At 63.3% G+C, this 21,421-nt stretch carries 18 protein-coding genes and 1 pseudogene; 13 read left to right on the top strand and 6 right to left on the bottom strand.

The window, feature by feature from the left end; genetic code table 11:
- Positions 1 to 17 precede the first annotated feature (17 nt).
- The 3 genes from K6M89_RS08770 to K6M89_RS08760 all read left to right on the top strand — a co-directional run bounded on the left by K6M89_RS08770 (position 18) and on the right by K6M89_RS08760 (position 3,248).
- Positions 18 to 746 (top strand): glycerophosphodiester phosphodiesterase family protein, encoded by a 729-nt coding sequence (locus tag K6M89_RS08770; RefSeq protein ID WP_222139150.1) that lies wholly within the window; start codon positions 18 to 20, stop codon positions 744 to 746.
- Positions 747 to 749: 3 nt separating this feature from the next.
- Entirely contained in the window at positions 750 to 1,466 is a 717-nt protein-coding gene (locus K6M89_RS08765) for an HAD family hydrolase (protein WP_222139149.1), read from the top strand.
- A 150-nt stretch (positions 1,467 to 1,616) separates the two neighbouring features.
- Positions 1,617 to 3,248: an FGGY-family carbohydrate kinase gene (locus tag K6M89_RS08760; RefSeq protein ID WP_222139148.1), complete on the top strand. Its 1,632-nt coding sequence runs from the start codon at positions 1,617 to 1,619 to the stop codon at positions 3,246 to 3,248.
- Positions 3,249 to 3,283: 35 nt separating this feature from the next.
- Here the strand turns inward: K6M89_RS08760 and K6M89_RS08755 are convergent.
- Positions 3,284 to 3,733 (bottom strand): annotated as a pseudogene (locus K6M89_RS08755) (hypothetical protein); the annotation flags it as partial.
- A gap of 187 nt (positions 3,734 to 3,920) precedes the next feature.
- Between K6M89_RS08755 and K6M89_RS08750 the strand changes: the two are divergent.
- The 3 genes from K6M89_RS08750 (at position 3,921) to K6M89_RS08740 (ending at position 8,017) form a co-directional block, all read left to right on the top strand.
- Positions 3,921 to 4,571 (top strand): TetR/AcrR family transcriptional regulator, encoded by a 651-nt coding sequence (locus tag K6M89_RS08750; RefSeq protein ID WP_039620788.1) that lies wholly within the window; start codon positions 3,921 to 3,923, stop codon positions 4,569 to 4,571.
- A gap of 50 nt (positions 4,572 to 4,621) precedes the next feature.
- On the top strand, positions 4,622 to 5,641 hold the full coding sequence (gene ilvC, locus K6M89_RS08745) for a ketol-acid reductoisomerase (RefSeq protein WP_004668557.1): 1,020 nt from the start codon (positions 4,622 to 4,624) through the stop codon (positions 5,639 to 5,641).
- 381 nt (positions 5,642 to 6,022) lie between these two features.
- Positions 6,023 to 8,017, top strand: a complete 1,995-nt coding sequence (locus K6M89_RS08740) for a PhoX family protein (protein WP_222139147.1) — start codon at positions 6,023 to 6,025, stop codon at positions 8,015 to 8,017.
- A 137-nt stretch (positions 8,018 to 8,154) separates the two neighbouring features.
- Here K6M89_RS08740 and K6M89_RS08735 read toward each other — a convergent pair whose 3' ends face one another.
- Together K6M89_RS08735 and K6M89_RS08730 are read right to left on the bottom strand one after the other, a co-directional pair.
- On the bottom strand, positions 8,155 to 8,742 hold the full coding sequence (locus tag K6M89_RS08735) for a class I SAM-dependent methyltransferase (protein WP_222139146.1): 588 nt from the start codon (positions 8,740 to 8,742) through the stop codon (positions 8,155 to 8,157).
- Between the two features lie 73 nt (positions 8,743 to 8,815).
- Positions 8,816 to 9,916, bottom strand: coding sequence for a branched-chain amino acid aminotransferase (locus tag K6M89_RS08730; RefSeq protein ID WP_222139145.1), 1,101 nt, complete (start codon positions 9,914 to 9,916; stop codon positions 8,816 to 8,818).
- Positions 9,917 to 10,235: 319 nt separating this feature from the next.
- Here K6M89_RS08730 and K6M89_RS08725 point away from each other — a divergent pair, with 319 nt between their 5' ends.
- On the top strand, positions 10,236 to 11,456 hold the full coding sequence (locus K6M89_RS08725) for an aminotransferase-like domain-containing protein (RefSeq protein WP_222139144.1): 1,221 nt from the start codon (positions 10,236 to 10,238) through the stop codon (positions 11,454 to 11,456).
- 254 nt (positions 11,457 to 11,710) lie between these two features.
- Here K6M89_RS08725 and K6M89_RS08720 read toward each other — a convergent pair whose 3' ends face one another.
- The 3 genes from K6M89_RS08720 to K6M89_RS08710 all read right to left on the bottom strand — a co-directional run bounded on the left by K6M89_RS08720 (position 11,711) and on the right by K6M89_RS08710 (position 14,607).
- Positions 11,711 to 12,754: a DUF2278 family protein gene (locus K6M89_RS08720; RefSeq protein ID WP_222139143.1), complete on the bottom strand. Its 1,044-nt coding sequence runs from the start codon at positions 12,752 to 12,754 to the stop codon at positions 11,711 to 11,713.
- 92 nt (positions 12,755 to 12,846) lie between these two features.
- Positions 12,847 to 13,905 (bottom strand): aldo/keto reductase, encoded by a 1,059-nt coding sequence (locus K6M89_RS08715; protein WP_222139142.1) that lies wholly within the window; start codon positions 13,903 to 13,905, stop codon positions 12,847 to 12,849.
- 231 nt (positions 13,906 to 14,136) lie between these two features.
- On the bottom strand, positions 14,137 to 14,607 hold the full coding sequence (locus K6M89_RS08710; protein ID WP_222139141.1) for a MarR family winged helix-turn-helix transcriptional regulator: 471 nt from the start codon (positions 14,605 to 14,607) through the stop codon (positions 14,137 to 14,139).
- A gap of 192 nt (positions 14,608 to 14,799) precedes the next feature.
- Here K6M89_RS08710 and K6M89_RS08705 point away from each other — a divergent pair, with 192 nt between their 5' ends.
- From K6M89_RS08705 to K6M89_RS08680, 6 genes are all read left to right on the top strand, one after another.
- The gene (locus K6M89_RS08705) at positions 14,800 to 15,567 is read left to right on the top strand and encodes an alpha/beta fold hydrolase (protein WP_222139140.1); all 768 of its coding nucleotides are present in this window, start codon (positions 14,800 to 14,802) and stop codon (positions 15,565 to 15,567) included.
- A gap of 99 nt (positions 15,568 to 15,666) precedes the next feature.
- Positions 15,667 to 16,560, top strand: coding sequence for a helix-turn-helix domain-containing protein (locus K6M89_RS08700; RefSeq protein ID WP_222139139.1), 894 nt, complete (start codon positions 15,667 to 15,669; stop codon positions 16,558 to 16,560).
- Positions 16,561 to 16,688: 128 nt separating this feature from the next.
- Positions 16,689 to 17,435 carry an SDR family oxidoreductase gene (locus K6M89_RS08695; RefSeq protein WP_222139138.1) on the top strand — a complete coding sequence of 249 codons (747 nt, stop codon included), beginning with the start codon at positions 16,689 to 16,691 and terminating at the stop codon, positions 17,433 to 17,435.
- 89 nt (positions 17,436 to 17,524) lie between these two features.
- Positions 17,525 to 18,502 carry an ABC transporter substrate-binding protein gene (locus tag K6M89_RS08690; RefSeq protein WP_222139137.1) on the top strand — a complete coding sequence of 326 codons (978 nt, stop codon included), beginning with the start codon at positions 17,525 to 17,527 and terminating at the stop codon, positions 18,500 to 18,502.
- A 7-nt stretch (positions 18,503 to 18,509) separates the two neighbouring features.
- Positions 18,510 to 20,204 (top strand): ABC transporter permease, encoded by a 1,695-nt coding sequence (locus K6M89_RS08685; RefSeq protein WP_222139136.1) that lies wholly within the window; start codon positions 18,510 to 18,512, stop codon positions 20,202 to 20,204.
- A complete protein-coding gene (locus K6M89_RS08680) occupies positions 20,192 to 21,211 on the top strand; it encodes an ABC transporter ATP-binding protein (protein WP_222139135.1) in 1,020 nt (339 codons plus the stop codon). The genes K6M89_RS08685 and K6M89_RS08680 overlap by 13 nt, the downstream gene beginning before the upstream one ends.
- Positions 21,212 to 21,421 lie beyond the last annotated feature (210 nt).

Genomic DNA, 21,421 nt, shown 5'->3' with positions numbered 1-21,421 from the left:
TCAAGGAAATTCAGACGATGGTGCATATCATCGGCCACCGCGGTGGCCGCAATCTCTGGCCCGAAAACAGTCTTTCGGGCTTCCGCAACCTTGCGCAAATGCCTGTTGACGGCGTGGAGTTCGACATCCACCTGACGCGCTCGGGCGAAATGCTCGTCATCCACGACCCGACGCTGGAGCGCACGACGGATGCGCTCGGCCTGGTCGCCGACCTCGGCCCCGGAAAACATCGGGAAATCAGCCTCAAGGATAGCGACGCGGAGGCGATCCCGACACTGGAAGAGGTCCTTGCCGTCTTCAAGGACACGCCGCTCGAGCTTCACATCGAACTGAAGACCCATGCCGACGGGACGCCTTACGAGGGGTTGGCGGCCAAGGCATTCGCCGCCGTCGAGCGGCTTGGTCTAGAGGAGCGCTCGATCCTGACGAGCTTTCATCCCGACGTGCTTGCCGATATTCGCAAGGCCGCGCCCGGAATTCGCACCTTGTCGTCCTTCGACGCCAAGTCGGCCGAGCGCCTCGGCCTTGCGAGCGGCCTCCGCCTGATGAAGCAGTGCTCGGATATTATCGCAATCGAGAAGTCGCTGCTTCAGGCGAAGTGGGACGAGATCACCCGGCTCGTGCCGCTCGACCGGCTCGGCGCCTGGGTTCCGAACAAAACGAGCGATCTCGAATACTGGCTTGCCAAACCGATCCGGCAGATCACCACGGACCGGCCGGATCTCGCCTTGCAGGCGCGGAGGTGAGGCATGCTCGATAGCCGCATCGACCATCCCGGCACGCGAGGCGCCATGGACCGCATCGACCTCGTGATCTTCGATTGCGACGGCGTGCTGATCGACAGCGAGCCGATCGCCAGCCGTACGCTTGCGGAAACGCTGCAAGGCGCCGGTATTGCGATCAGCGCTGCGGAAGCTCATGTCAAATTCACCGGCAATTCGGAAAGCATCATCGCCGAAATGTGCCGGCGCGAATTCGGTATCTCGGATGTCGCGGCGCTGTTCGAGAGGTGGCATCTGAATCTGTTCGAGGAATTCGCCCGCTCCCTGACACCGATTGCCGGCATTGCCGAGGTCGTCAACAGCCTCGACCGTCCGAAATGCGTCGCCTCGAACAGCACGATGCAGCGGCTGCGCAACAGCCTTGGCAAGCTCGATCTCTGGAGCGCCTTCGCCGAGGGCGTGTTCAGCGCCGAAGCTGTCTCGCGGCCGAAACCGGCACCCGACCTGCTGCTGCATTGCGCCGAGCGCTTCCGGGCCCGTCCGGGCAAATGCGTCATGATCGACGACAGCGTCCATGGCGTGGCGGCGGCAATCGCCGCAGGCATGACGGCCATCGGTTTCGTCGATCCGGCCGATCCGAGGCCCGGCCGCCGCGCGGTGCTCGATGCCGCCGGAGCAGCCGCCGTTGCGACAGGGGCGGGGGAGCTTACCGCCATTCTCGAAAATGTCGGAGGGAGGCTGTGACGGCATCTGCCCAGCGCGTTGCCCTCCTTGCCATGGCGCCGCGACTGCGTAATGTCAGCCTCCCTGAAGGCTATCTTTCCAGACATAGAGTTTGAAATCCGGCTGAAACTGCCCATAAACCCGATCGCAGGCGATCTGAAGCGAGAGACCATGAGCGACACATTCCACACCCCGGAAGCGGATGCCAGATATGTCATCGGCATCGATGTCGGCACCGGCAGCGCCCGGGCCGGCTTGTTCGATATGGCCGGCAGCATGCTTGCCTCCGCCAAGTGCAATATCAGCCTGTTTCATGAAGCCGGTTCCATCGTCGAGCAGTCGAGCAGCGAAATCTGGCGGGCCGTGTGCGCTTCCGTGCGGGAGGCGGTTGCCGCAGCCGGCGTCGATCCGGCTTCCGTGGTCGGGCTCGGCTTCGACGCCACCTGCTCGCTCGTCGTTCTCGGCGAAGGCGGCAAGCCGCTGCCCGTCGGGCCTTCGGAAGATCCGGAGCGGGACATCATCGTGTGGATGGACCACCGTGCCGTCCCGCAGGCGGAGCGCATCAACGCCTTCGGGCATGATGTGCTGCGCTATGTCGGCGGCCGCATCTCGCCCGAGATGGAAACCCCCAAGCTTCTCTGGCTCAGGGAAAACCGCCCCCAGGTGTTCGATGCCGCCTGGCAATTCTTCGACCTTGCGGATTTCCTCACCTGGCGGGCGACCGGGGACCTCTCGCGCTCGACCTGCACCGTCACCTGCAAGTGGACCTATCTCGCCCATGAAAAGCGCTGGGACAGCAGCTATTTCCATCAGATTGGCCTCGGCGTGCTGGCAGACGAAGGCTTTGCCCGCATCGGCACCTCCATCGTCGAGCCCGGTTCGACGCTCGGTGAGGGACTGACCGCTGCAGCGGCCGAAGAGCTCGGCCTGATACCGGGCACGGCCGTCGCGGCGGGGCTGATCGATGCCCATGCCGGCGGCGTCGGCACCGTCGGCGCCGATCCGCAGGCCAATCTTGCTTATGTTTTCGGGACCTCCTCCTGCACGATGACCTCGACGGCGGAACCGTCTTTCGTTTCCGGCGTCTGGGGACCTTATTATTCGGCGATGGTGCCGGGCCTCTGGCTGAACGAAGGCGGCCAGAGTGCCGCCGGCGCGGCGATCGACCATCTCCTCTCCTTCCATCCGGCCGCCGGCGAGGCGAGGGAGCTTGCGACGAGCGCAGGCATTGCGCTGCCGGTCCTGCTTGCCGACATGGCGGCCGGCAAGGCGGGCCGTGCCTCCGATGCCGTCAAGCTTGCCGCCGGGCTGCATGTCGTTCCCGAGTTCCTCGGCAACCGCGCGCCCTTTGCCGATCCGCATGCCCGGGCTGTTATCGCCGGTCTCGGCATGGAGCGGGATGTCGACAGCCTCGTCTCGCTCTACGTCGCCGGGCTTTCCGGCATCGGCTACGGCCTCAGACAGATCATCGAGACGCAGGCCGAGGCGGGCGTCACCGTCGAAAACATCGTCATCAGCGGCGGCGCCGGCCAGCACGATTTCGTCCGCCAGATGCTCGCCGATGCGAGCGGCAAGCCGGTGGTCGCCACGACCGCCGAGGAGCCGGTGCTGCTCGGGGCGGCCATCCTCGGGGCCGTCGCCGGCCGCCAATTTGTCGATGTGCGCGCGGCGATGAGCGAACTCACCAGGGTGGAAACACGCTTTCAGCCTTCGCAGGGTGAGATTTCGGATCTTCACCGCAAGCGCTACGAAGCCTTCAAGGAGCTTCAGACGCTGGCGCGCAAGCTTCGCAGCGATGGCTGACCTCGCTGCGCGACAAAAGTCTCGAGGCTAATTGTTATGGCGATGATCGCCCAATGGCTCTCGTCGCAGGCGTTGTCGTCGCAGACCGCGCCCATCCAGACGGCGCCGTTTGCAAGCATGACGCCTTCGCTGCTGACGAAGAGATCCTCATATTGCTGTCGGCCGACGGCGCGGCGGGTCTCCGGCGTCACCAGACCGTCGAAATTCTCGATGAAATCCTCGGCGTTTTCGACATCGTACGTCTCGCCATTGGCCTTTACGGTCAGCGGATATTCGGCAAGTCCGGCGACGGTCTCGGCGTCGTCGGAGCGCATCGCCAGAACGAGTTGGCGCAGCGGCCGGTCGAAGCCCGCGGCATCGCCGTGCAATTCCTCGATGCGGTCATAGACCTCGTTGTCCGATTGCGCGGCGGCGCGGCCGGTAAAGGGCGCCGTTGCCAGGAGCATCGCTGCGGCCAGGAGAAGGGCGACAGAAAGGCGAGACATGACTGGGCTCCCGGCAATGAGGTTTCGCAACATTATGCAGCCTCCGCCCGGTATCCGCCTATCCAATTCTGGTGCGGCGCCGGCCTTTCCCGTATAAAAATCTGCCGGGCCTGCTTGACGGCCCGATCGGTTTGCCGCATAAAGCTCACGAACCGTACCGTACGGTACGTATAGGGGAGCCGTGACCGTGTCTGTCGATACTGCAGAGCCGAGCGAATTTTCGCCGCGCCAGAACGCCGTTCTGGAGCAGGCGCTGCGGCTGCTCGTCGATGGCGGCGAGAAGGCGCTGACGACCTCGGGTGTCGCGCGTGCCGCCAATTGCTCCAAGGAAAGCCTCTACAAGTGGTTCGGCGACCGTGACGGTCTGCTCTCGGCGATGATCGCCTATCAGGCGAGCAAGGTGCGCACTTTCGAGCGCAACGGTGAGCGGCTGACGGCGGCGAGCCTGCACGACCACGTCGTCATCTTTGCGCGCGACCTGCTGGAGGTGCTGGCCGGCGACGTCTCGCTGGCGCTGAACCGGCTCGCCATCGGTCAGTCGCACCGTGACGGCTCGAAGCTCGGCAAGCTCCTGCTCGAACGCGGCCGCCGCCAGATCGACCGGCGCGCCATGGCGCTGATCGATGCCGGCAAGAGGGCAGGGCTCCTGCGCTTTGCCGATGCCGACGAGGCCTATCATACGCTTTACGGCCTTGTGGTCTCCGACCTGCATGTGCGCATGCTGCTCGGCGAGCCCGGCCTCAAGGATACCGCGCGCCAGGCGGAGAAGGCGGTGACCGCCTTCCTCCGGCTTTACGGCACGGAGAAGGTACTGGCGGAGATGCCGGCTCTCGGCTGATTTCGCCTCAATGACAGTCAACAGGACAAGCACAAGGGAAGGAACTTCAAATGCGCGTCTATTACGATCGTGATGCCGATCTCAACCTCATCAAGGCCAAGAAGGTCGCCGTTATCGGCTACGGCTCGCAGGGCCGCGCCCATGCGCTGAACCTGAAGGACAGCGGCGCCCAGAACCTTGTCATCGCTCTCAAGGCCGGTTCGCCGACCGTCAAGAAGGCCGAAGCCGACGGCTTCAAGGTCATGACGGTTGCCGAAGCCGCCGGCTGGGCCGACCTGATGATGATGGCGACGCCGGACGAGCTGCAGGCCGACATCTACAAGGCCGATATCGCGCCGAACATCCGTGACGGCGCAGCCATCGCCTTCGCACACGGCCTCAACGTGCATTTCGGCCTGATCGAGCCGAAGGCTTCGGTCGATGTCGTCATGATCGCGCCGAAGGGCCCGGGCCACACGGTTCGCGGCGAATACCAGAAGGGCGGCGGCGTTCCCTGCCTCGTTGCCGTTCACCAGAACGCTTCCGGCAATGCGCTTGAGCTCGCTCTCTCCTACGCCTGCGGCGTTGGCGGCGGCCGTTCGGGCATCATCGAAACCAACTTCCGCGAAGAGTGTGAAACCGACCTCTTCGGCGAACAGGTCGTTCTTTGCGGCGGTCTCGTCGAGCTCATCCGCGCCGGTTTCGAAACGCTCACCGAAGCTGGCTATGCGCCTGAAATGGCCTATTTCGAGTGCCTGCACGAAGTGAAGCTGATCGTCGACCTGATCTATGAAGGCGGCATCGCCAACATGAACTACTCGATCTCCAACACGGCCGAGTGGGGCGAATACGTCACGGGTCCGCGCATCATCACCGAAGAAACCAAGGCCGAGATGAAGCGCGTCCTCAAGGACATTCAGACCGGCAAGTTCACCTCCGAATGGATGCAGGAATACCGCTCGGGTGCGGCCCGCTTCAAGGGCATCCGCCGCAACAACGACAGCCACCAGATCGAGGAAGTCGGCGCCAAGCTGCGCGGCATGATGCCCTGGATCGGCAAGAACAAGCTGGTCGACAAGTCGGTCAACTAAGCGATTTTCAAGAGCGCGCCGCATCGAACCTGGTTCATGCGGCGCGCTTTGCGGTTTTGCCTCCCTGCATGTTGTGCAGCCAAGCCGTTGCCTTCGGTAGCGGCTTTCCGCTTGCGTCGCACTAGCCTGACATAAGCACGCATCGGTCGAAGCGTCGGGCCGCAACGTCAGCGGCCGGAGCCATGATGACGAGATCGCTGGCGTCCCAGAAGACGCGGCAACGTCCAGCCTTGGCCTATGATTGAGCCGTATCGTTCCCGCCTGAGAGAGAACAGCATCCTCAAGGCGTTCCTGTCGCAAAACCGTAATATCGCGCCTCTAGGTTTAGAATGGGTCTAAAACAAGATAATTTGACACCAGTTTGAACTGTGGAGGCATCGGATGAACGAGCATCTTTCCCAGAAAATTTTCCCGACGACTCAGCTTGAGGACGCGGATGGTGACGGCCACAACACCAGCGCCAATCCGACGATGGGTGAAATCATCGGCAAGCGTTTTTCACGCCGCAATTTTCTGCAGGGCTCGCTTGCCGTTTCCGCCATTGCGGCGACCGTCAGCCCGATTGCGCTGATGAGCGCGGACGAGGCGCGCGCTGCCGACAATAAGGGCTCTGCCTTCAACTTCTCCGAAGTGGAGGCCGGCGTCGACGACAAGCATCATCTCGCTGAAGGTTATGATGCCGATATTCTGCTGCGCTGGGGCGATGCCGTACTGTCGGGCGCGCCTGCGTTCGATCCGACGAAGCAGACGGCCGATGCCCAGAGCAAGCAGTTCGGCTACAACAACGATTATGTCGGCTTCATTCCGCTCGACGGTTCGTCCGAACATGGCCTGCTCGTCGTCAATCACGAATACACGAACCCGCATCTGATGTTTGCCGGGCTGGTGCAGGTGGTCGACGGTAAGATCAAGCAGGGCGCGCTCAGCAAGGAGCAGGTGGATGTCGAGATGGCGGCCCATGGCGGTACCGTCGTCGAGATTCGGAAGACGGGTGGCAAGTGGCAGGTCGTCACCGACGGCAAATACAATCGCCGCATCACCGCCAACACGCCGATGGAAATCACCGGCCCGGCCGCCGGCAACGACCGTCTGAAGACCAGCGCCGATGCGACCGGCACCCGCGCCATCGGCACGATCAACAACTGCGCCGGCGGCGTCACGCCCTGGGGCACCTACATCATGGCCGAAGAAAACTTCCACGGCTATTTCTCCGGCGCGCTGCCGGAAGGTCACAAGGAAGCCGCCAACTACAAGCGTTACGGCGTTCCGGAAGGCGCCTACGAGTGGGCCAATTTCTACGATCGCTTCGATCTTTCCAAGGAGCCGAACGAGCCGAACCGTTTCGGCTGGATCGTCGAGGTCGACGTCATGGACCCGACGGCGGCACCTAAGAAGCGCACTGCGCTCGGCCGCACCAAGCATGAGGGCGCCGAGTCGATCGTCGCCAAGAACGGCAAGGTCGTCTTCTATCTCGGTGACGACGAGCGCTTCGATTATGTCTACAAGTTCGTGACATCAGCGGCGTTCAACCCGAATGATCGCGCCGCCAACATGAACCTGCTCGACAGCGGCACGCTCCATGTCGCCAAGTTCAACGAGGACGGCACCATGCAATGGCTGCCGATGGTCTTCGGTGAGGGGCCGCTGACGGCGGAGAACGGCTTCACCAGCCAGGCTGACGTGCTGATCGAATGTCGCCGCGCCGGTGACGCGCTCGGCGCCACCAAGATGGACCGCCCGGAAGACGTGCAGCCGAACGGCGTCAACGGCAAGGTCTATGTCATGCTGACCAACAATACCCGCCGCAAGGCCGACCAGGTGGATGCCGCCAATCCGCGCGCGGAAAACGCCTTCGGCCACATCATCGAAATCTCGGAAAACGACGGCGACTTCACGGCCACCTCAGGCAAGTGGGAAGTGCTCCTGAAGTGCGGCGATCCATCGGTTGCGGCCGTCGGCGCGACCTTCTCGACCGAAACGACCAAGAACGGCTGGTTCGGCATGCCCGATAACTGTGCCGTCGATGCCGCCGGCCGCCTCTGGGTGTCGACGGATGGCAACAACAACAAGGCCACCGGCCGCACCGACGGTCTGTGGGCCGTCGATACGGAAGGAGCGGCGCGCGCCACCTCGAAACTGTTCTTCCGCGTGCCGGTCGGCGCCGAAATGTGCGGCCCGCTGTTCACGCCGGATGACGAAACCGCCTTCGTCGCCGTGCAGCATCCTGGCGATGGCGGCGAGGACTGGTCGGGCCATGGCCGCCCGTCCTATTACGAGGATCTTTCCACCCGCTGGCCGGACTTCAAATCTGATATGCCGGTGCGTCCTGCGGTCGTTGCGATCACCAAGGCCGGCGGCGGCAAGATTGCGGTCTGACGACAGGAAACGCGGCGTCGAGCCTCAGGGCGAGTGGCAGTCAGGCTGCCAATTCACTGCGAATGCCATTAGCGGCCGGGACGAGCCCCTCTTCCGGCCGCCTTTATGAGCTCTGCCGCCGCCGGAAAGCGTCGACCCTACCGATGCGCCGTCACAGTGATCCACCGCGTCGGCTTGCCGTCATAACCGCCGCCGTCGCTTTCCTCGATAGTTATGTCACGCCAGCCGCCCTTTACCAGAAGCGCCGACAGCCAGTCTGGGGAGGGGTAGTTGTAGTAGCGCCCGAAGCCGTCATGGCCTTCTGCTTCTCCCGCCTTGAAGCTAGCATGGAAGATGCCGCCGGTTCTGAGCGCACCGCGGATGCGGGCGAAGACGTCAGCGAGCTCGGATCTCGGAACATGGAGCAAGCTCGCATGCGCCCAGACGCCGTCGAAGGCGCTGTCGGCGTCGAGATCCTGGAACAGCATGACCCTGACCGGCCTGCCGATCAGCATCTCCGCCTGTCTTGTAAGCTCCGCCGAGCCGTCGGTCGGTGTCACGTCGAAACCTTGCGACAGCATGTAGGCGCTGTCCTGCCCGCCGCCGCAGCCGAGTTCGAGGATTGCGGCACCCGGTGCAAGCCGCGCGAGGAAGGCATCGAGCTGTTGCTTTGGCAGGCTGCGCGCCCGATTTGCATAAATCTCGGCGTTTTCGTCGTAGAAGGCGGAGGTGCTGTCACGATGCATGCGGAGCGGCCGATCCCCAACGTCGGTTGGATTGAAGGAGTCTTTCCGAAGGCGGGTCGGCGCACGACCGAGTTCAGCTCGGGATGAGGCGCGTCCAGCCGTGCTCATCGTTCGTTACGCCCTTCTGCAGACTGACGAGCTGCTGGCGCAGTTCGCTGGTCAATTTGCCGGTCTGTCCGTCTCCGATCAGAAACTCGCCGCCGGCATGTCGAACCAGGCCGATGCCCGCCAGGACTGCGGCGGTGCCGCAAGCGAACGCTTCGGCGAGCCTGCCACTGGCAGCGTCGTCTTGCCATTCCGCAAACGAGTAGGGGCGCTGCTCGACGCGCAAGCCCCTCTCTTCGGCGAGCACGATCACGGAGGCCCGGGTGATGCCCGGCAGGATCGTGCCGCCAAGGGGCGGGGTGACCACCGATCCATCGTTCATCACGAAGAAGACGTTCATGCCGCCGAGTTCTTCGACCCAGCGATGCTCTGCGGCGTCGAGGAAGACGACCTGATCGCAACCCTTCTTCGACGCCTCGGCTTGCGCCACGAGGCTGGCTGCGTAGTTACCGCCGCATTTTGCAGCACCGGTGCCGCCGGCGGCTGCACGGGTGTATTCTGTCTCGACCCAAAGCGAGACGGCCTTGGCGCCGCCCTTGAAGTAGGCGCCGACCGGAGAGGCAATGACGCAGAAGACATATTCCTGAGCCGGACGAACGCCGAGAAACGCCTCGTTGGCGAACATGAAGGGGCGGAGGTACAGGCTGGCGTCGCCTGAGGGTATCCAGGCCTTGTCGACACGGACCAGCTCTTCGACCGCCTTCAGGAAGAGTTCTTCCGGCACGGGAGGCATCGCCATGCGGGTCGCCGACTGCGCGAAGCGGCGTGCGTTCTCTTCAGGCCGAAAGAGCAGAATTCGGCCATCGTCCGCCTTGTAGGCTTTCATGCCCTCGAAGATTTCCTGCGCGTAGTGCAGCACGGCGCTCGCCGGATCGAGCTCCAGGGGCCGCCTGGGCGTAACCTTCGCATCGTGCCAGCCCTTGTCGGCCGTCCATCGTGCCAGGACCATATGATCCGTGAAGAGCTTGCCGAAGCCGGGCGCCTCCAGTGCCTGAATACGTTCGGCGTCCGAGACGGGAGACTTGTGGAGTTCGATTTTGATTTCAGGAGAGGCCGACGTCACGGTCATTGCTGCACCTTGATAGTAAATTGAAGAGTGGCGGCGACACTACCGCCGCCGAGCCGGTCTTGGAAAGGTCTGAATCAGCCGGTTTCGGCTTTGATCGGAGGAATAATCGCTTGATGTGGCTGCTGTCGAGCGGCAAATCCGGGACCGAGCGGCTTCGATATCGGATGGCATCAATATCAAGTGAGATCCGGAACATCCAAGGCTTTGGAATATAAGATCTCCAACATGTCACCATGACAAGAAAATAGGTCAGTATTATTGACATAATTTCCGCCGCATGGTTTGTCGGCCGTATTATAGAAAAATACGAGGAAACCCCATGCTGAACTGGGACACCATGTTTGCATCGCGCTCGTCGCGCATGCGGGCATCCGAAATTCGCGAGCTCCTGAAGCTTCTAGACCGGCCTGACATCATCTCCTTTGCCGGCGGCATTCCTGATCCGGCGCTGTTTCCGGATCAGGAATTCAAGCAGGCCTATGCGGATATCTTCGCCGGCGCTGCCGTCAATTCGGCGCTGCAATATTCGGTCAGCGAAGGCTACAAGCCATTGCGCGAATGGCTGGCCAAGCAGATGGCGGCCCTCGGCATTCCCTGCGAACTCGACAACGTCTTCATCGTCTCCGGCTCGCAGCAGGGGCTCGATTATCTCGGCAAGCTGTTTCTGTCGCCTGATGATACCGCGCTGGTGACCTGGCCGACCTATCTCGGCGCGCTGCAGGCCTTCAACGCCTATGAGCCGGCCTATGACCAGCTGACGCCAGGCGGCAACCGGACGCCGGAATCTTACCGCGCCGCGGCAGCCGCCGCCGGCGGCAAGGTGAAGTTTGCCTATCTCTCCGCCGATTTCTCCAATCCGACCGGTGAAACGGTCGATCTCGCCGGCCGCAAGCAGGTGCTGGCGCTTGCCGAAGAACTCGACGTCGCCGTCATCGAGGACGCCGCCTATCAGTCGCTGCGCTACGACGGCGAGCCGATCCCGCCGATCCTGGCGCTAGAGATTGCCGAAAAGGGCCATATCAACGACACGCGTACGATCTATTGCGGCAGCTTCTCCAAGACGCTGGCGCCCGGCCTGCGCGTCGGCTTCGTCGTCGCCAATGCGCCGGTCATCCGCAAGCTGGTGCTGATGAAGCAGGCGGCCGACCTACATTCCTCGACGATCAACCAGATCGCGATCAGCCATGTCGCCGAGCGCGGATTCGATGCGCAGGTCGCCAAGATCAAGGCCGCCTACAGCCATCGGCGCAACTGCATGCTGGCGGCGCTTGAGAAATATATGCCCAAGGGCACCAGCTGGACGAAGCCGGAAGGCGGCATGTTCATCTGGATCACGTTGCCGGAGGGCATGGATGGCGCCAAGCTCCTGGCGAAATCGCTCGAAACCGCCAAGGTCGCCTTCGTACCCGGCAAGGCCTTCTTCGCCGACGGCTCCGGCGCCAACACCTTCCGCCTCAGCTTCTCCTGCGCCAACGAGCAGATGATCGAAGACGGCGTTGGTCGGTTGGGCAAGTTGATTGCCGATGAGATCGGCGGGTAGTTGCTGCGAGCAGGGCGAGACGCTGCCATGAGTCCCTTCTCCCCAGCGGGGAGAAGATGCCGGCAGGCAGATGAGGGGGTGAGCGGCGAAGCCGCGAATGCGCTGAGCGCAAGCGAGGGCAGGCCTAGGCGTGCCGTGTGGCCCCCTCATCCGACCCTTCGGGCCACCAACCGGGGTCGAGCCACGTGTCTCGACCCGTCCTTCGGACCCCCGCTGGGGAGAAGAGGGAGAACCCAACCGGGACGGACGCCCAATCAAAAAATCGTCGTCCAGCCCTCGTTGGCCGTTTCGCTCTTGCCGTAGCCGACGCGGTCGGCCACCGCTCCGTCGGTGTTGCGCAGGATGATGTCGCCACCGCGGTTGGCGAGCTGCGGACCGCCGGCTGCGGCGTCGAGCGCGATGGTGCGGATCTCGCCTGCGGCAAGCGTTCCCGATAGCGTCTGCGTCCGGCCGTTTTCGTCCTCCAGTTTCCAGCCGTCGACCGACACCGACATGTCGGAGCGGTTGATCAGCGTCACCGTTTCGGCCTCGGTGACGCCTTCGCCATTCACCGGATTGATCAAGGCGGCGATGATGCGCAGCGACGAGGCGACGACCGGCTGCGGCCGGCGCGTGCCTTCGCCACGGCCCTGGCCGCCGCGGTTTTCGGAGACGGGATGGCCGGTCTCAGCGTCGGTGTTCCAGTTCTGCGACTGGAAGCAGAGGAAGATCGCCGCCCATTCGTCGGTATCGGCGAAATGGACGAGCAGTGCCCCATCCTGGTTCGGGCCGTTGGTAACCTTGAAGCTGCCGCTGTCGCCCTGGTTCATATGGATATCGTGGATGCCGTTGCCCGGCTCGAAATCGAAATATTGGTCGGGCTTGTTGTGCTCCGGTCCCCAGGCTTCGCCGAAGGCATAGAAATGGATGTCGGGATCGGCGATGCCTTCCTCGACGATCGGCTCGATGAATTCCCTCAGATCGTTCTTCGGGCCGGAGAGCTGGAAGGGCGCGACATCCATATCCTCGCGCTCGATCAGGCCGCCGCGGACATAGTCGATCGCAAGCTCCGGACGGTCTTTGCGGATGTCGGTCAGGCCCATCGGCAGAGTTTCGAGCGCCTCCGTCAGCGCCGCGTGCTTGAAATCGACGATATTGGCGTAGAGCAGGTCGTGGGGCGACATCTTCGAGCGGACGTTGAGGGCAATGCGGTAGCTGACGCCGTCCGCCTCGATGCGGATCTCGATATGGGGATCGTTGTCGTCGTCGAGGGCGAGCGCGCTCGCCGTACCCTTCAGAACCTTGTAATTCTTCAGCATGAGAACCTCGCTACGGTGGCGGGATCTCATGCTAGCACTGGTAAAGTGCATCTTTTGTGACGCGTATCCTCCGCCGTGCAGGGCGTCCGGCGCTATTGCCGGAGATGCGGGCCGAAGAGTTCGAGATCGGCCTCGCTCAACCGGTCGCTTGCCGTGTTCAGCTGGTGCCAATAGGGGTAGAGGACCGGCGGCAGGCTGACGGCGTCCAGGCGTTTGCGCTCGTCATCAGTGAGCTTCAGCTCGGCAGCGGCGATGTTGTCGCGGAACTGGGCTTCGGTGCGCCCGCCGATGATCACTGAAGTCACCGCCTTGCGGCCGATCAGCCAGGCGAGCGCCACTTGCGCGGCCGAGACGCCGCGCTCTTCGCCGATCGCCACCAGCGTTTCAACGATGTTCCAGAGGCGGTTTTCGTCGCGGATCGGCGGCTCGGTCCAGCCGGCGAACTGGCGGGTCCCCTCGGGGGCAGCCTGGTTGCGGCGGTGCTTGCCAGAGAGCAGGCCGCCGGCCAGCGGGCTCCAGACCAGCACGCCGAGGCCCTGGTCGATCGAGATCGGCAGCAGCTCGTATTCGGCGTCGCGGGATTCGAGCGTATAGTGGATCTGCTGGCTGACGAAGCGCTGGTAGCGGTGCTCGTTGGCGATGCCGAGCGCCTTCATGATGTGCCAGCCGGAATAGTTCGAGCAGCCGACATAGCGCACCTTGCCCTGCTTGATGAGCGTGTCGAGCGCTTCCATCGTCTCTTCGAGTGGCGTCTGGCCGTCCCATTCATGCACCTGATAGAGGTCGATGACATCGGTCTTCAGGCGCTTCAGGCTCGCCTCGCATTCGCGGATCAGGTGGTAGCGCGAGAGGCCGCGGTCGTTCGGACCGTCGCCCATGCCGAAGCGGGCCTTGGTGGCGAGCAACACGCCCTGCGGCCGCTTGCCGGCGAGCGCCTCGCCGATGATGTTTTCGCATTCGCCTGATGAATAGACGTTGGCGGTGTCGATCAGATTGATGCCGGCATCAATGCAGATATCGATCATCTTCTTCGCCTCGGAGACGCCGAGATCGCCGACCATCTTCGCCCAGCCGACGCCGCCGAAGGTCATCGTGCCCATGGTCAAAGTCGAGATTTTCAGGCCGGAGCGGCCGAGCAGACGATATTCCATAAAAACTCCTCCTTCATCAAAACAGGATTGACGTACCTCAGCGCGACCGAATGGCAATGGCGGCGCGTTAACGCCTGCGTGAGGCTCAGGCAAGATGGCGGGCGCCGGCATCTTCGCGCCGCGTGACGGTAATGACCGATCGCGCGCGGCGGCAGCAGACGGATCGTACAACATGCCACCGGCTTGTCGAAGAAAATCGTTTGGCGCAGCGACGCAGGGTGCCTGCCAGGGTCAGGTCTCGTCCTTATCCCTGTTGTGAATGGTGTCGCGGATCGAAGCGATCGTGTCCCGGATATTGCCGACGGTCTCGGCGTCGAGGCCGACGGCTTTGCCGATGCAGTCGAACACGTGGGTGGCGCGGCTTTTCAGGGCCTGTCCCTCTTTCGTCAGGCGCAGGAGCACTTGGCGTTCGTCGGCGGGATTCCGGTTGCGGGTGACGAGGCCGACATTTTCCAGCCGCTTCAGCAGCGGGGTGAGGGTGCTGGAATCGAGGAAAAGCGTCTCGCCGAGATCCTTCACCGTGCGGTCGTCTCGCGCCCATAGAGCTGTCATGACGAGGAATTGCGGATAGGTGAGATCCAATTCGTCGAGCAGCGGGCGGTAAAGCTGGTTGAAGGCGTGGCCGGCCGAATAGATCGAAAAGCAAAGCATTTCATCGATCTTGGGCACGTCGACGAGATCATTCGATGTGGTGTCTTTCATCACGCTCTCCTGTGGCTTCAATATAATTTGTGCGCGATCTGTTTGCAAGCTATTGACGTCCCGGATGAGATGATCTAGATAGATCGTGTACGAAGAAATCGCCTACAAAGCAAATGACGAATTTAAAGAGCCGAAAAGCACTTCACCCCCCTTCGGCTCCTCCGACACTCAACCGACGAAAGGAAATGACCAATGTTCAAGTTTGCTGCTGCCGTCGCCCTGGCGGGCGCTCTGTTCTCCGGTGCTGCCGTTGCTCAGCCGGCCAAGCCGACCGTCGTCCTCGTCCATGGCGCCTTTGCCGATTCGTCCAGCTGGAACGGCGTCGTCGAAATCCTGCGCAAGGACGGCTTCCCGGTCGTGGCGGCCGCCAATCCGCTGCGCAGCGTTGCCAATGACGCTGCCTATGTCTCCGACGTCGTCGGCAGCATCGCCGGCCCCGTGGTCCTCGTCGGCCATTCCTATGGCGGCCAGGTCATTTCGACCGCGGCGAACGGCCATGACAACGTCAAGTCGCTGGTCTATGTCGCGGCCTTCGCGCCCGATGCAGGGGAATCGGTTGCCGATCTTGCCGGCAAGTTTCCGGGCGGCACGCTGAGCGGAGCGCTTGCGGCCCCGGTAAAACTCAGCAGCGGCGGCGTTGATCTCTATATCGACCAGGCGAAGTTCCATGACCAGTTCGCCAGCGACGTGCCGGCTGAACAGGCTGCCCTGATGGCGGCTGGCCAACGCCCGGTCACCGAGGCGGCGCTCACCGACAAATCCGGCGCGCCGGCCTGGAAGAAGCTGCCGTCGTGGTTCGTCTACGGCACCGGTGACAAGAATATCCCGGCCGCAGCTCTTGGCTTCATGGCCGAGCGGGCAGGGTCCAAGCGGACCGTCGTCGTCGATGGCGCCTCCCACGTCGTGATGGTGTCGCATCCTGACAAGGTTGCCGAACTGATCGAAGAGGCTGCGAAATAACATTCGTTCAGGGCCACGGCGCGAGAGTGCCGTGGCCCGAATGCTGCAAGCCCCATCATGGGCTTGAAAAGACCGCAGCCGTTCTCGCAGAATGCGCGGATGCTCAGAACCTCCGCCGATAAGCTCAAAGACCACATCCATGGCCGCCTTCTCTCACGAAGCGAGGGACCTGCCTGGAGGAACGTTCTCGTGCATCTCCTGTCGCATAGCGGACGGGAGGAGGGGCTGATCGTTCCCGCCGTTGCCGAGCCGCTGCTGGTCTCGATCCTTTCAGGCTCGGCCGTCATAGAAGAGCGCGAATTCTCCGGTGAATGGCAGGCCGCCCGCGCCGATGTCGGCGACTTCTACCTGACCAATTCGGCGACGCCCTATGAGATGCGCTGGACCTCCACCTCGGCCGAACCGTTCCGCGTGATGCATGTCTATCTTGGCCTGCCGCTGATCGAGGCGGCCGCCGCGGAGGTCCTGTCTATCGGCCACGACCGGCTTTGCCTGCGCGACGTATCGGCCGGACGCGATCCCTTGATAAACCATCTGCTGCAGCTGATCCTCAGCGAATTGACCGAGGCGAGCGACCCGAGCGAGATTTTCGTGCAGGGCGTTGCCCAGGCGCTGGCCGTCCATCTCGTGCGCTCCTACGCGGATGCGGATCGGCCGCCGCGGCGCCGGGTTGCCCTTCCGGCGTTCAAGCTTCGCCGGGTGACGGAGCTGATGGAAAGCGGCATTGCCGAGGCCTTCAGCCTGGAAGCGCTTGCGGCCGAAGCAGGTCTCAGTCCGTTCCATTTCAGCCGGGTCTTCAAACAGTCGACGGGTTATTCGCCCTCGGAATATTTCATCCGCATGCGGATGGCCGAGGCGCGCAGGCTGCTTCGGGAAACCGACCGGGGCATCATCGAGATCGGCCTCGACGTCGGCTATTCCAGCCCCAGCCATTTCGCCACCGTCTTCCGCAAGGCCGTTGGCGTCACGCCCTCGCAATATCGCGACGGCTGACGATTGCCGCAAGATCGCGACATCGACCGCAAAGGCCCGAGCGCGAAGGCCAGCCGCCTTTCCTAGATTGTCTTCCGTCAACAGCGGCCGGCTCCGTATTCGCAGCGGCCACATGAAAGGAAGCAAACATGTCTATTGATGGTAAGGTTGCTCTCGTCACCGGTGCGTCGAGCGGTATCGGCGCTGCCACCGCGCTGAAGCTTGCTAAGGCAGGCGCCAAGATCGGGCTCGCCGCCCGCCGGCTCGACCGGCTCTCTGCGCTGCAACAGCAGATCGCTGCCAATGGCGGTCAGGCCGTCGCTCTCGAAATGGACGTTGTCGATCAGGCCTCCGTCACGGCGGGCGCTGAAAAGCTCGCAGAAGCCTTCGGCTCGATCGACATTCTCTTCAACAATGCCGGCCTGATGCCGATCTCGGATCTGGAGGCGCTGAAGACCGATGAGTGGCATCGCATGGTCGATGTCAACATCAAGGGATTGTTGAACACGACTGCCGCGGTCCTGCCCATGATGATCAGGCAGAAGGGCGGACATATCGTCAACACCTCGTCGATCGCCGGAAGGAAGGTCTTCCCGGGCCTTGTCGTCTATTGCGCCACCAAACACGCGGTGACGGCAATCTCGGAAGGTATGCGTCTCGAGCTTTCCAAGAAGCATAATATCCGCGTGACCTGCATCCAGCCGGGCGCGGTGGAATCCGAACTCTTCGAACATATTTCCGACGGCAATTATCGTGGCCAGATGGAAGCGCTCAAGGAGCAGATGGAATTCCTGAAGGCCGGTGACATTGCCGAGACGGTGCTCTTCGCGCTGCAGGCGCCGGCCCGCATGGATATCGCCGAGCTCTTCGTGATGCCCACGCAGCAGCCCTGGTGACATGGGCGGCGGAGCCTGCCGCCGCCTGTCACATCTCTGTCAACGACCCCTAATAAGGGAGGGGTGACGCAATCCCGAGGACCCCTCCCATGAAAACGATCGTTTCCGCCGCCGCCCTTCTCGCCGCGGGCCTTTTTGCCATTCCGGCTTCGGCCGCCAACCTCGTTCTCTACACCAGCCAGCCGAACGAAGACGCGCAGGCGACGGTCGATGGCTTCATGGCCGCCAATGCCGATATCAAGGTCGACTGGGTGCGCGACGGCACGCCGAAGATCATGGCCAAGCTGCAGGCCGAGATCCAGGCCGGCAACCCGGTCGCCGACGTGCTCCTGATCGCCGACATGGTGACGCTGGAGCGCCTGAAGGAAGAGGGCAAGCTGCTCGCCTACAAGTCGCCGGAAGCCGCCCAATACGACGCCACGCTTTATGACGCCGACGGCTACTATTACTCGACCAAGCTGATCACCACCGGCATCATGTACAACACCTCGGCCGGCATGAAGCCGACGAGCTGGAAGGATCTCACAAAGCCGGAAGCCAAGGGCCTCGTCACCATGCCGAGCCCGCTTGCTTCGGGCGCGGCCCTCATCCATGGCCAGACGCTTGCGGCCGTTCCCGGCCTCGGCTGGGACTTCTACAAGTCGCTTCAGGCAAACGGCGCGATCGCCGCCGGCGGCAATGGCGCCGTGCTGAAGTCGGTCGCCTCGGGCGAGAAGGCTTACGGCATGGTCGTCGACTACCTGCCGATCCGCGAGAAGGCCAAGGGAGCCCCGGTCGAATTCGTCTTCCCGAGCGAAGGCGTTTCCGCCGTCACCGAGCCGGTCGGCATCCTCGCCAGCAGCAAGAATGCCGAGGCCGCCAAGAAGTTCGTCGATTACGTGCTCTCCGAAAAGGGTCAGGAAGGCTTCCTCAAGCTCGGCTATATCCCGGCCCGCAACGGCATGAAGGTGCCGGAAGGCTTCCCGGCGCGCGACACGATCAAAGTCCTGCCGGTCAATGCCGCCGAAGCGCTGAAGAATACCGACCAGGATCTGAAGACCTTCTCGGGCATCTACGGCTCGAACTGATCTCTTCATGCCAGGCTATGTCAGAGCAGGAAACAGCCAGCCCGCCTGGCTGTTTCCTTTTATCGTCATTACCGTGCTCATCCTCAGCGTGCTGCCGCTCGCCCGCCTTGCCATAGCAGGGATCGCGGCGTTTGCCAGTGGCGGCGTCAGCGATGTGCTCGCCGACCCGGCGCTCTGGCAGGCCACCTATTACACCGTCGTCACATCCGTTCTCGGAACGATCGTCTCGCTTCTGATCGGCTGTCTCTTCGCCTTCCTGCTGACGCTGACCGACATCCCCGGCAAGGGGCTGCTCAGCTTCTTCTTCGTGCTGCCGATGATGATCCCGCCGCAGGTGACTGCCCTTGCCTGGGTGCAGATGTCGGGGCCGTCAAGCCCGCTGCTGAAGGCGCTCGCGATCGCTCCGCCGCTCGGCTCGCCGCAGCCGCTCTATTCTGTGGGCGGCATCGCGCTGCTCTATGGCGTCCAGCATGCGCCGCTGGTCTATCTCGCGCTCCGCGCCGGGCTGATGACGCTGCCGCGCGACGGCGTCGAGGCCGCAAGGCTTTCCGGCGCCTCCAGCTTTCGGGTCTTCCGCGACATCATCCTGCCTCTGTCGCTGCCCGGCATCATCGCAGGGGCAGCGATCTCCTTCGTCTCCTGCACCGGCAATTTCGGCATTCCCGCCATTCTCGGCATTCCCGCCTCGATCTTCACGCTGCCGACGCTGATTTTCACCAAGTTTTCCGCCTTCACCAGCCGCACCTTCGGCGATGTCGCCGTGCTGTCGGCAATCATCGCGATGATTTCGGTCGCCGGGCTGATGATCCAGGACCGGGCGCTCAGAGGCCGCGATTACCGCGTCATCGGCCTGTCCGGGGCGAGCGCCGCCTTCGAGCTCGGCGCCGGGCGGTTCGCCTTCACGCCGCTCCTCTGGGCGATCCTGTTCTTCATGCTCGCCGCACCCTTCTTCGCGCTCGTCGCCGGCGCGCTGGTTCCGGCCTACGGCGTGCCGCTCACCTTCAAGACCATGTCGCTGCATGCCTTCGAGGAGATTCTCTTCCGGCAGGCGGTGACGCGCACGGCTTTCGTCAACTCGATCTCGCTTGCAGGCGCCACCGCCCTGTGTCTCCTGGTGGTGACCGTGCTTGCGGCCTATATGCTGACGCGGCGCAAGGATGCGGCGTCCCGCCTCATCGCGAGCCTGATCGAGATACCCTATTCGCTGCCCGGCATCGTCATGGCGGTCGCCTTCATCCTGGTCTTTGCAGCGCCCATCCCCTTCCTCCACATCTCGCTCTACGGCACGATCTGGATCATTCTCATCGCCTATTTCTCTTCCTTCTTCGCCGTCAGCCTGAAACCCGTGGTCAGCGCCTTCCACCAGCTCGATCCGGCGCTGGAGGAGGCAGCACGGCTTTCCGGCGCCGGTTTCTTCCGGCGGCTTGCCGATATCATCGTGCCGCTGATTGCGCCGGCCGCCGGTGCTTCCGTCATCCTCGTCTTCCTGATCGCCTGCAACGAGCTGACGATCTCCGCACTGCTCTGGTCGGCCGGTACGCAGACGCTCGGCGTCGCCATCTACAATCTCGACGACAGCGGCGGCTCCGACCTTGCCTCGGCACTGTCGGTGCTCGTCGTCCTCATGGTCGTCGCCATGATGCTGCTATTGGAACTCCTGGCGAAGCACCTGCCGAAAGGGGTGGTCCCATGGCGAAACTGATCCTCAACCGGGTGGCCAAGGATTTTGGCACCGGCCGCGCGGCCGTCAGCGATTTTTCGCTCGATGTGCGCGAGGGCGGCTTCCTGGCGCTGCTCGGGCCTTCCGGCTGCGGCAAGACGACGGTGCTGCGCATGATCGCCGGTTTCGAGACGCCCTCCGACGGCTCCATCCATCTCGGCGAGCGGCTGCTTGCCGATGCCGCCCAATCGCTGCCGCCCGAGAAGCGCAACATGGCGATGGTCTTCCAGTCCTATGCGCTCTGGCCGCACATGAGCGTCGCCGACAATGTCGGCTATCCCCTGAAGGTGCGCGGTGTCTCGGGCGAGGCATACCGGGCGAAGGTCGGCGAGGCGCTTTCGACCGTCCGGCTTGCCGATTATGCCGGGCGGCGGCCGGCCGATCTCTCCGGCGGCCAGCGCCAGCGCGTCGCGCTCGCTCGCTGCCTGGTGACTTCGCCCGATGTCGTGCTGCTCGACGAGCCGCTCGCCAATCTCGACCGGCACCTGAAGCAGGAGATGGAGGAAACCTTCCGCGAGTTTCACCAGCGCTCAGGTGCGACGATGATCTACGTGACCCATGACCAGAGCGAGGCAATGGCGCTGGCGACCGACGTCGCCGTCATGTCCGAAGGGCGCCTGCTGCAGGGGGCGCCGCCGGCCGAGATCTATGCCCGGCCGGAGGGTCGCACCGTCGGCGGCCTGATCGGGCGTGGCGCTATCCTGACACTGCCTGTCATGGGCGGCGAACGCCATTTGGAATGGGATGAACTGCAGGATGCGCTGCAGGGGGCCAACACCGATGGCGCCGATATTCTCGTGCGGCCGGAAGATGTGATCATCGGCGGCGAGGGGGCTCCGGCCACCGTCGAATCCGTGCTGTTCGAGGGCGAGCGTTATGCCGTCAAGCTGACCCTCCGCAACGGCCAGAGGCTGCTCGCCTTCAGCCGTGTGGCTGTCGTGGCTGGTGAAGCCGTGCGCGTCGTCATCCGCGCAGGCTGGCGGCTTTGATGGAGCTGCTTAGAACCGGGGACGGTTCAAAGCCAAACCCATGGCTCGTCGGGAGGAAGCATTCCCCGACGAGTCCAAGGGCCACCGAGGGGAACTGGCTCTTGAAGCGCGGCGAGATGTCGAGCGAGGGCGTCTATCAGCAGCTCGAGCAGGCGCGGGTTCGCGGCCACCGACGACACGCGGCAGATGGCTGCGCTGGCGACCCATGGG

This window comes from Rhizobium croatiense (genome assembly GCF_019793465.1).
Taxonomy (GTDB): Bacteria; Pseudomonadota; Alphaproteobacteria; order Rhizobiales; family Rhizobiaceae; genus Rhizobium; species Rhizobium croatiense.
The sequence above is the reverse complement of the archived record's forward strand: the minus strand, read 5'-3'. Positions and strand labels throughout refer to the sequence as shown.

Bases quoted from the DNA above. Each gene is read 5' to 3' on its own strand.
- K6M89_RS08770 (WP_222139150.1), top strand. From the start codon at position 18: ATGGTGCATATCATCGGCCACCGCGGTGGCCGCAATCTCTGGCCCGAA.
- K6M89_RS08765 (WP_222139149.1), top strand. From the start codon at position 750: ATGCTCGATAGCCGCATCGACCATCCCGGCACGCGAGGCGCCATGGAC.
- K6M89_RS08760 (WP_222139148.1), top strand. From the start codon at position 1,617: ATGAGCGACACATTCCACACCCCGGAAGCGGATGCCAGATATGTCATC.
- ilvC (WP_004668557.1), top strand. From the start codon at position 4,622: ATGCGCGTCTATTACGATCGTGATGCCGATCTCAACCTCATCAAGGCC.
- K6M89_RS08740 (WP_222139147.1), top strand. From the start codon at position 6,023: ATGAACGAGCATCTTTCCCAGAAAATTTTCCCGACGACTCAGCTTGAG.
- K6M89_RS08735 (WP_222139146.1), bottom strand. From the start codon at position 8,742: ATGCATCGTGACAGCACCTCCGCCTTCTACGACGAAAACGCCGAGATT.
- K6M89_RS08730 (WP_222139145.1), bottom strand. From the start codon at position 9,916: ATGACCGTGACGTCGGCCTCTCCTGAAATCAAAATCGAACTCCACAAG.
- K6M89_RS08725 (WP_222139144.1), top strand. From the start codon at position 10,236: ATGCTGAACTGGGACACCATGTTTGCATCGCGCTCGTCGCGCATGCGG.
- K6M89_RS08720 (WP_222139143.1), bottom strand. From the start codon at position 12,754: ATGCTGAAGAATTACAAGGTTCTGAAGGGTACGGCGAGCGCGCTCGCC.
- K6M89_RS08715 (WP_222139142.1), bottom strand. From the start codon at position 13,905: ATGGAATATCGTCTGCTCGGCCGCTCCGGCCTGAAAATCTCGACTTTG.
- K6M89_RS08710 (WP_222139141.1), bottom strand. From the start codon at position 14,607: ATGAAAGACACCACATCGAATGATCTCGTCGACGTGCCCAAGATCGAT.
- K6M89_RS08705 (WP_222139140.1), top strand. From the start codon at position 14,800: ATGTTCAAGTTTGCTGCTGCCGTCGCCCTGGCGGGCGCTCTGTTCTCC.
- K6M89_RS08700 (WP_222139139.1), top strand. From the start codon at position 15,667: ATGCTCAGAACCTCCGCCGATAAGCTCAAAGACCACATCCATGGCCGC.
- K6M89_RS08695 (WP_222139138.1), top strand. From the start codon at position 16,689: ATGTCTATTGATGGTAAGGTTGCTCTCGTCACCGGTGCGTCGAGCGGT.
- K6M89_RS08690 (WP_222139137.1), top strand. From the start codon at position 17,525: ATGAAAACGATCGTTTCCGCCGCCGCCCTTCTCGCCGCGGGCCTTTTT.
- K6M89_RS08685 (WP_222139136.1), top strand. From the start codon at position 18,510: ATGCCAGGCTATGTCAGAGCAGGAAACAGCCAGCCCGCCTGGCTGTTT.
- K6M89_RS08680 (WP_222139135.1), top strand. From the start codon at position 20,192: ATGGCGAAACTGATCCTCAACCGGGTGGCCAAGGATTTTGGCACCGGC.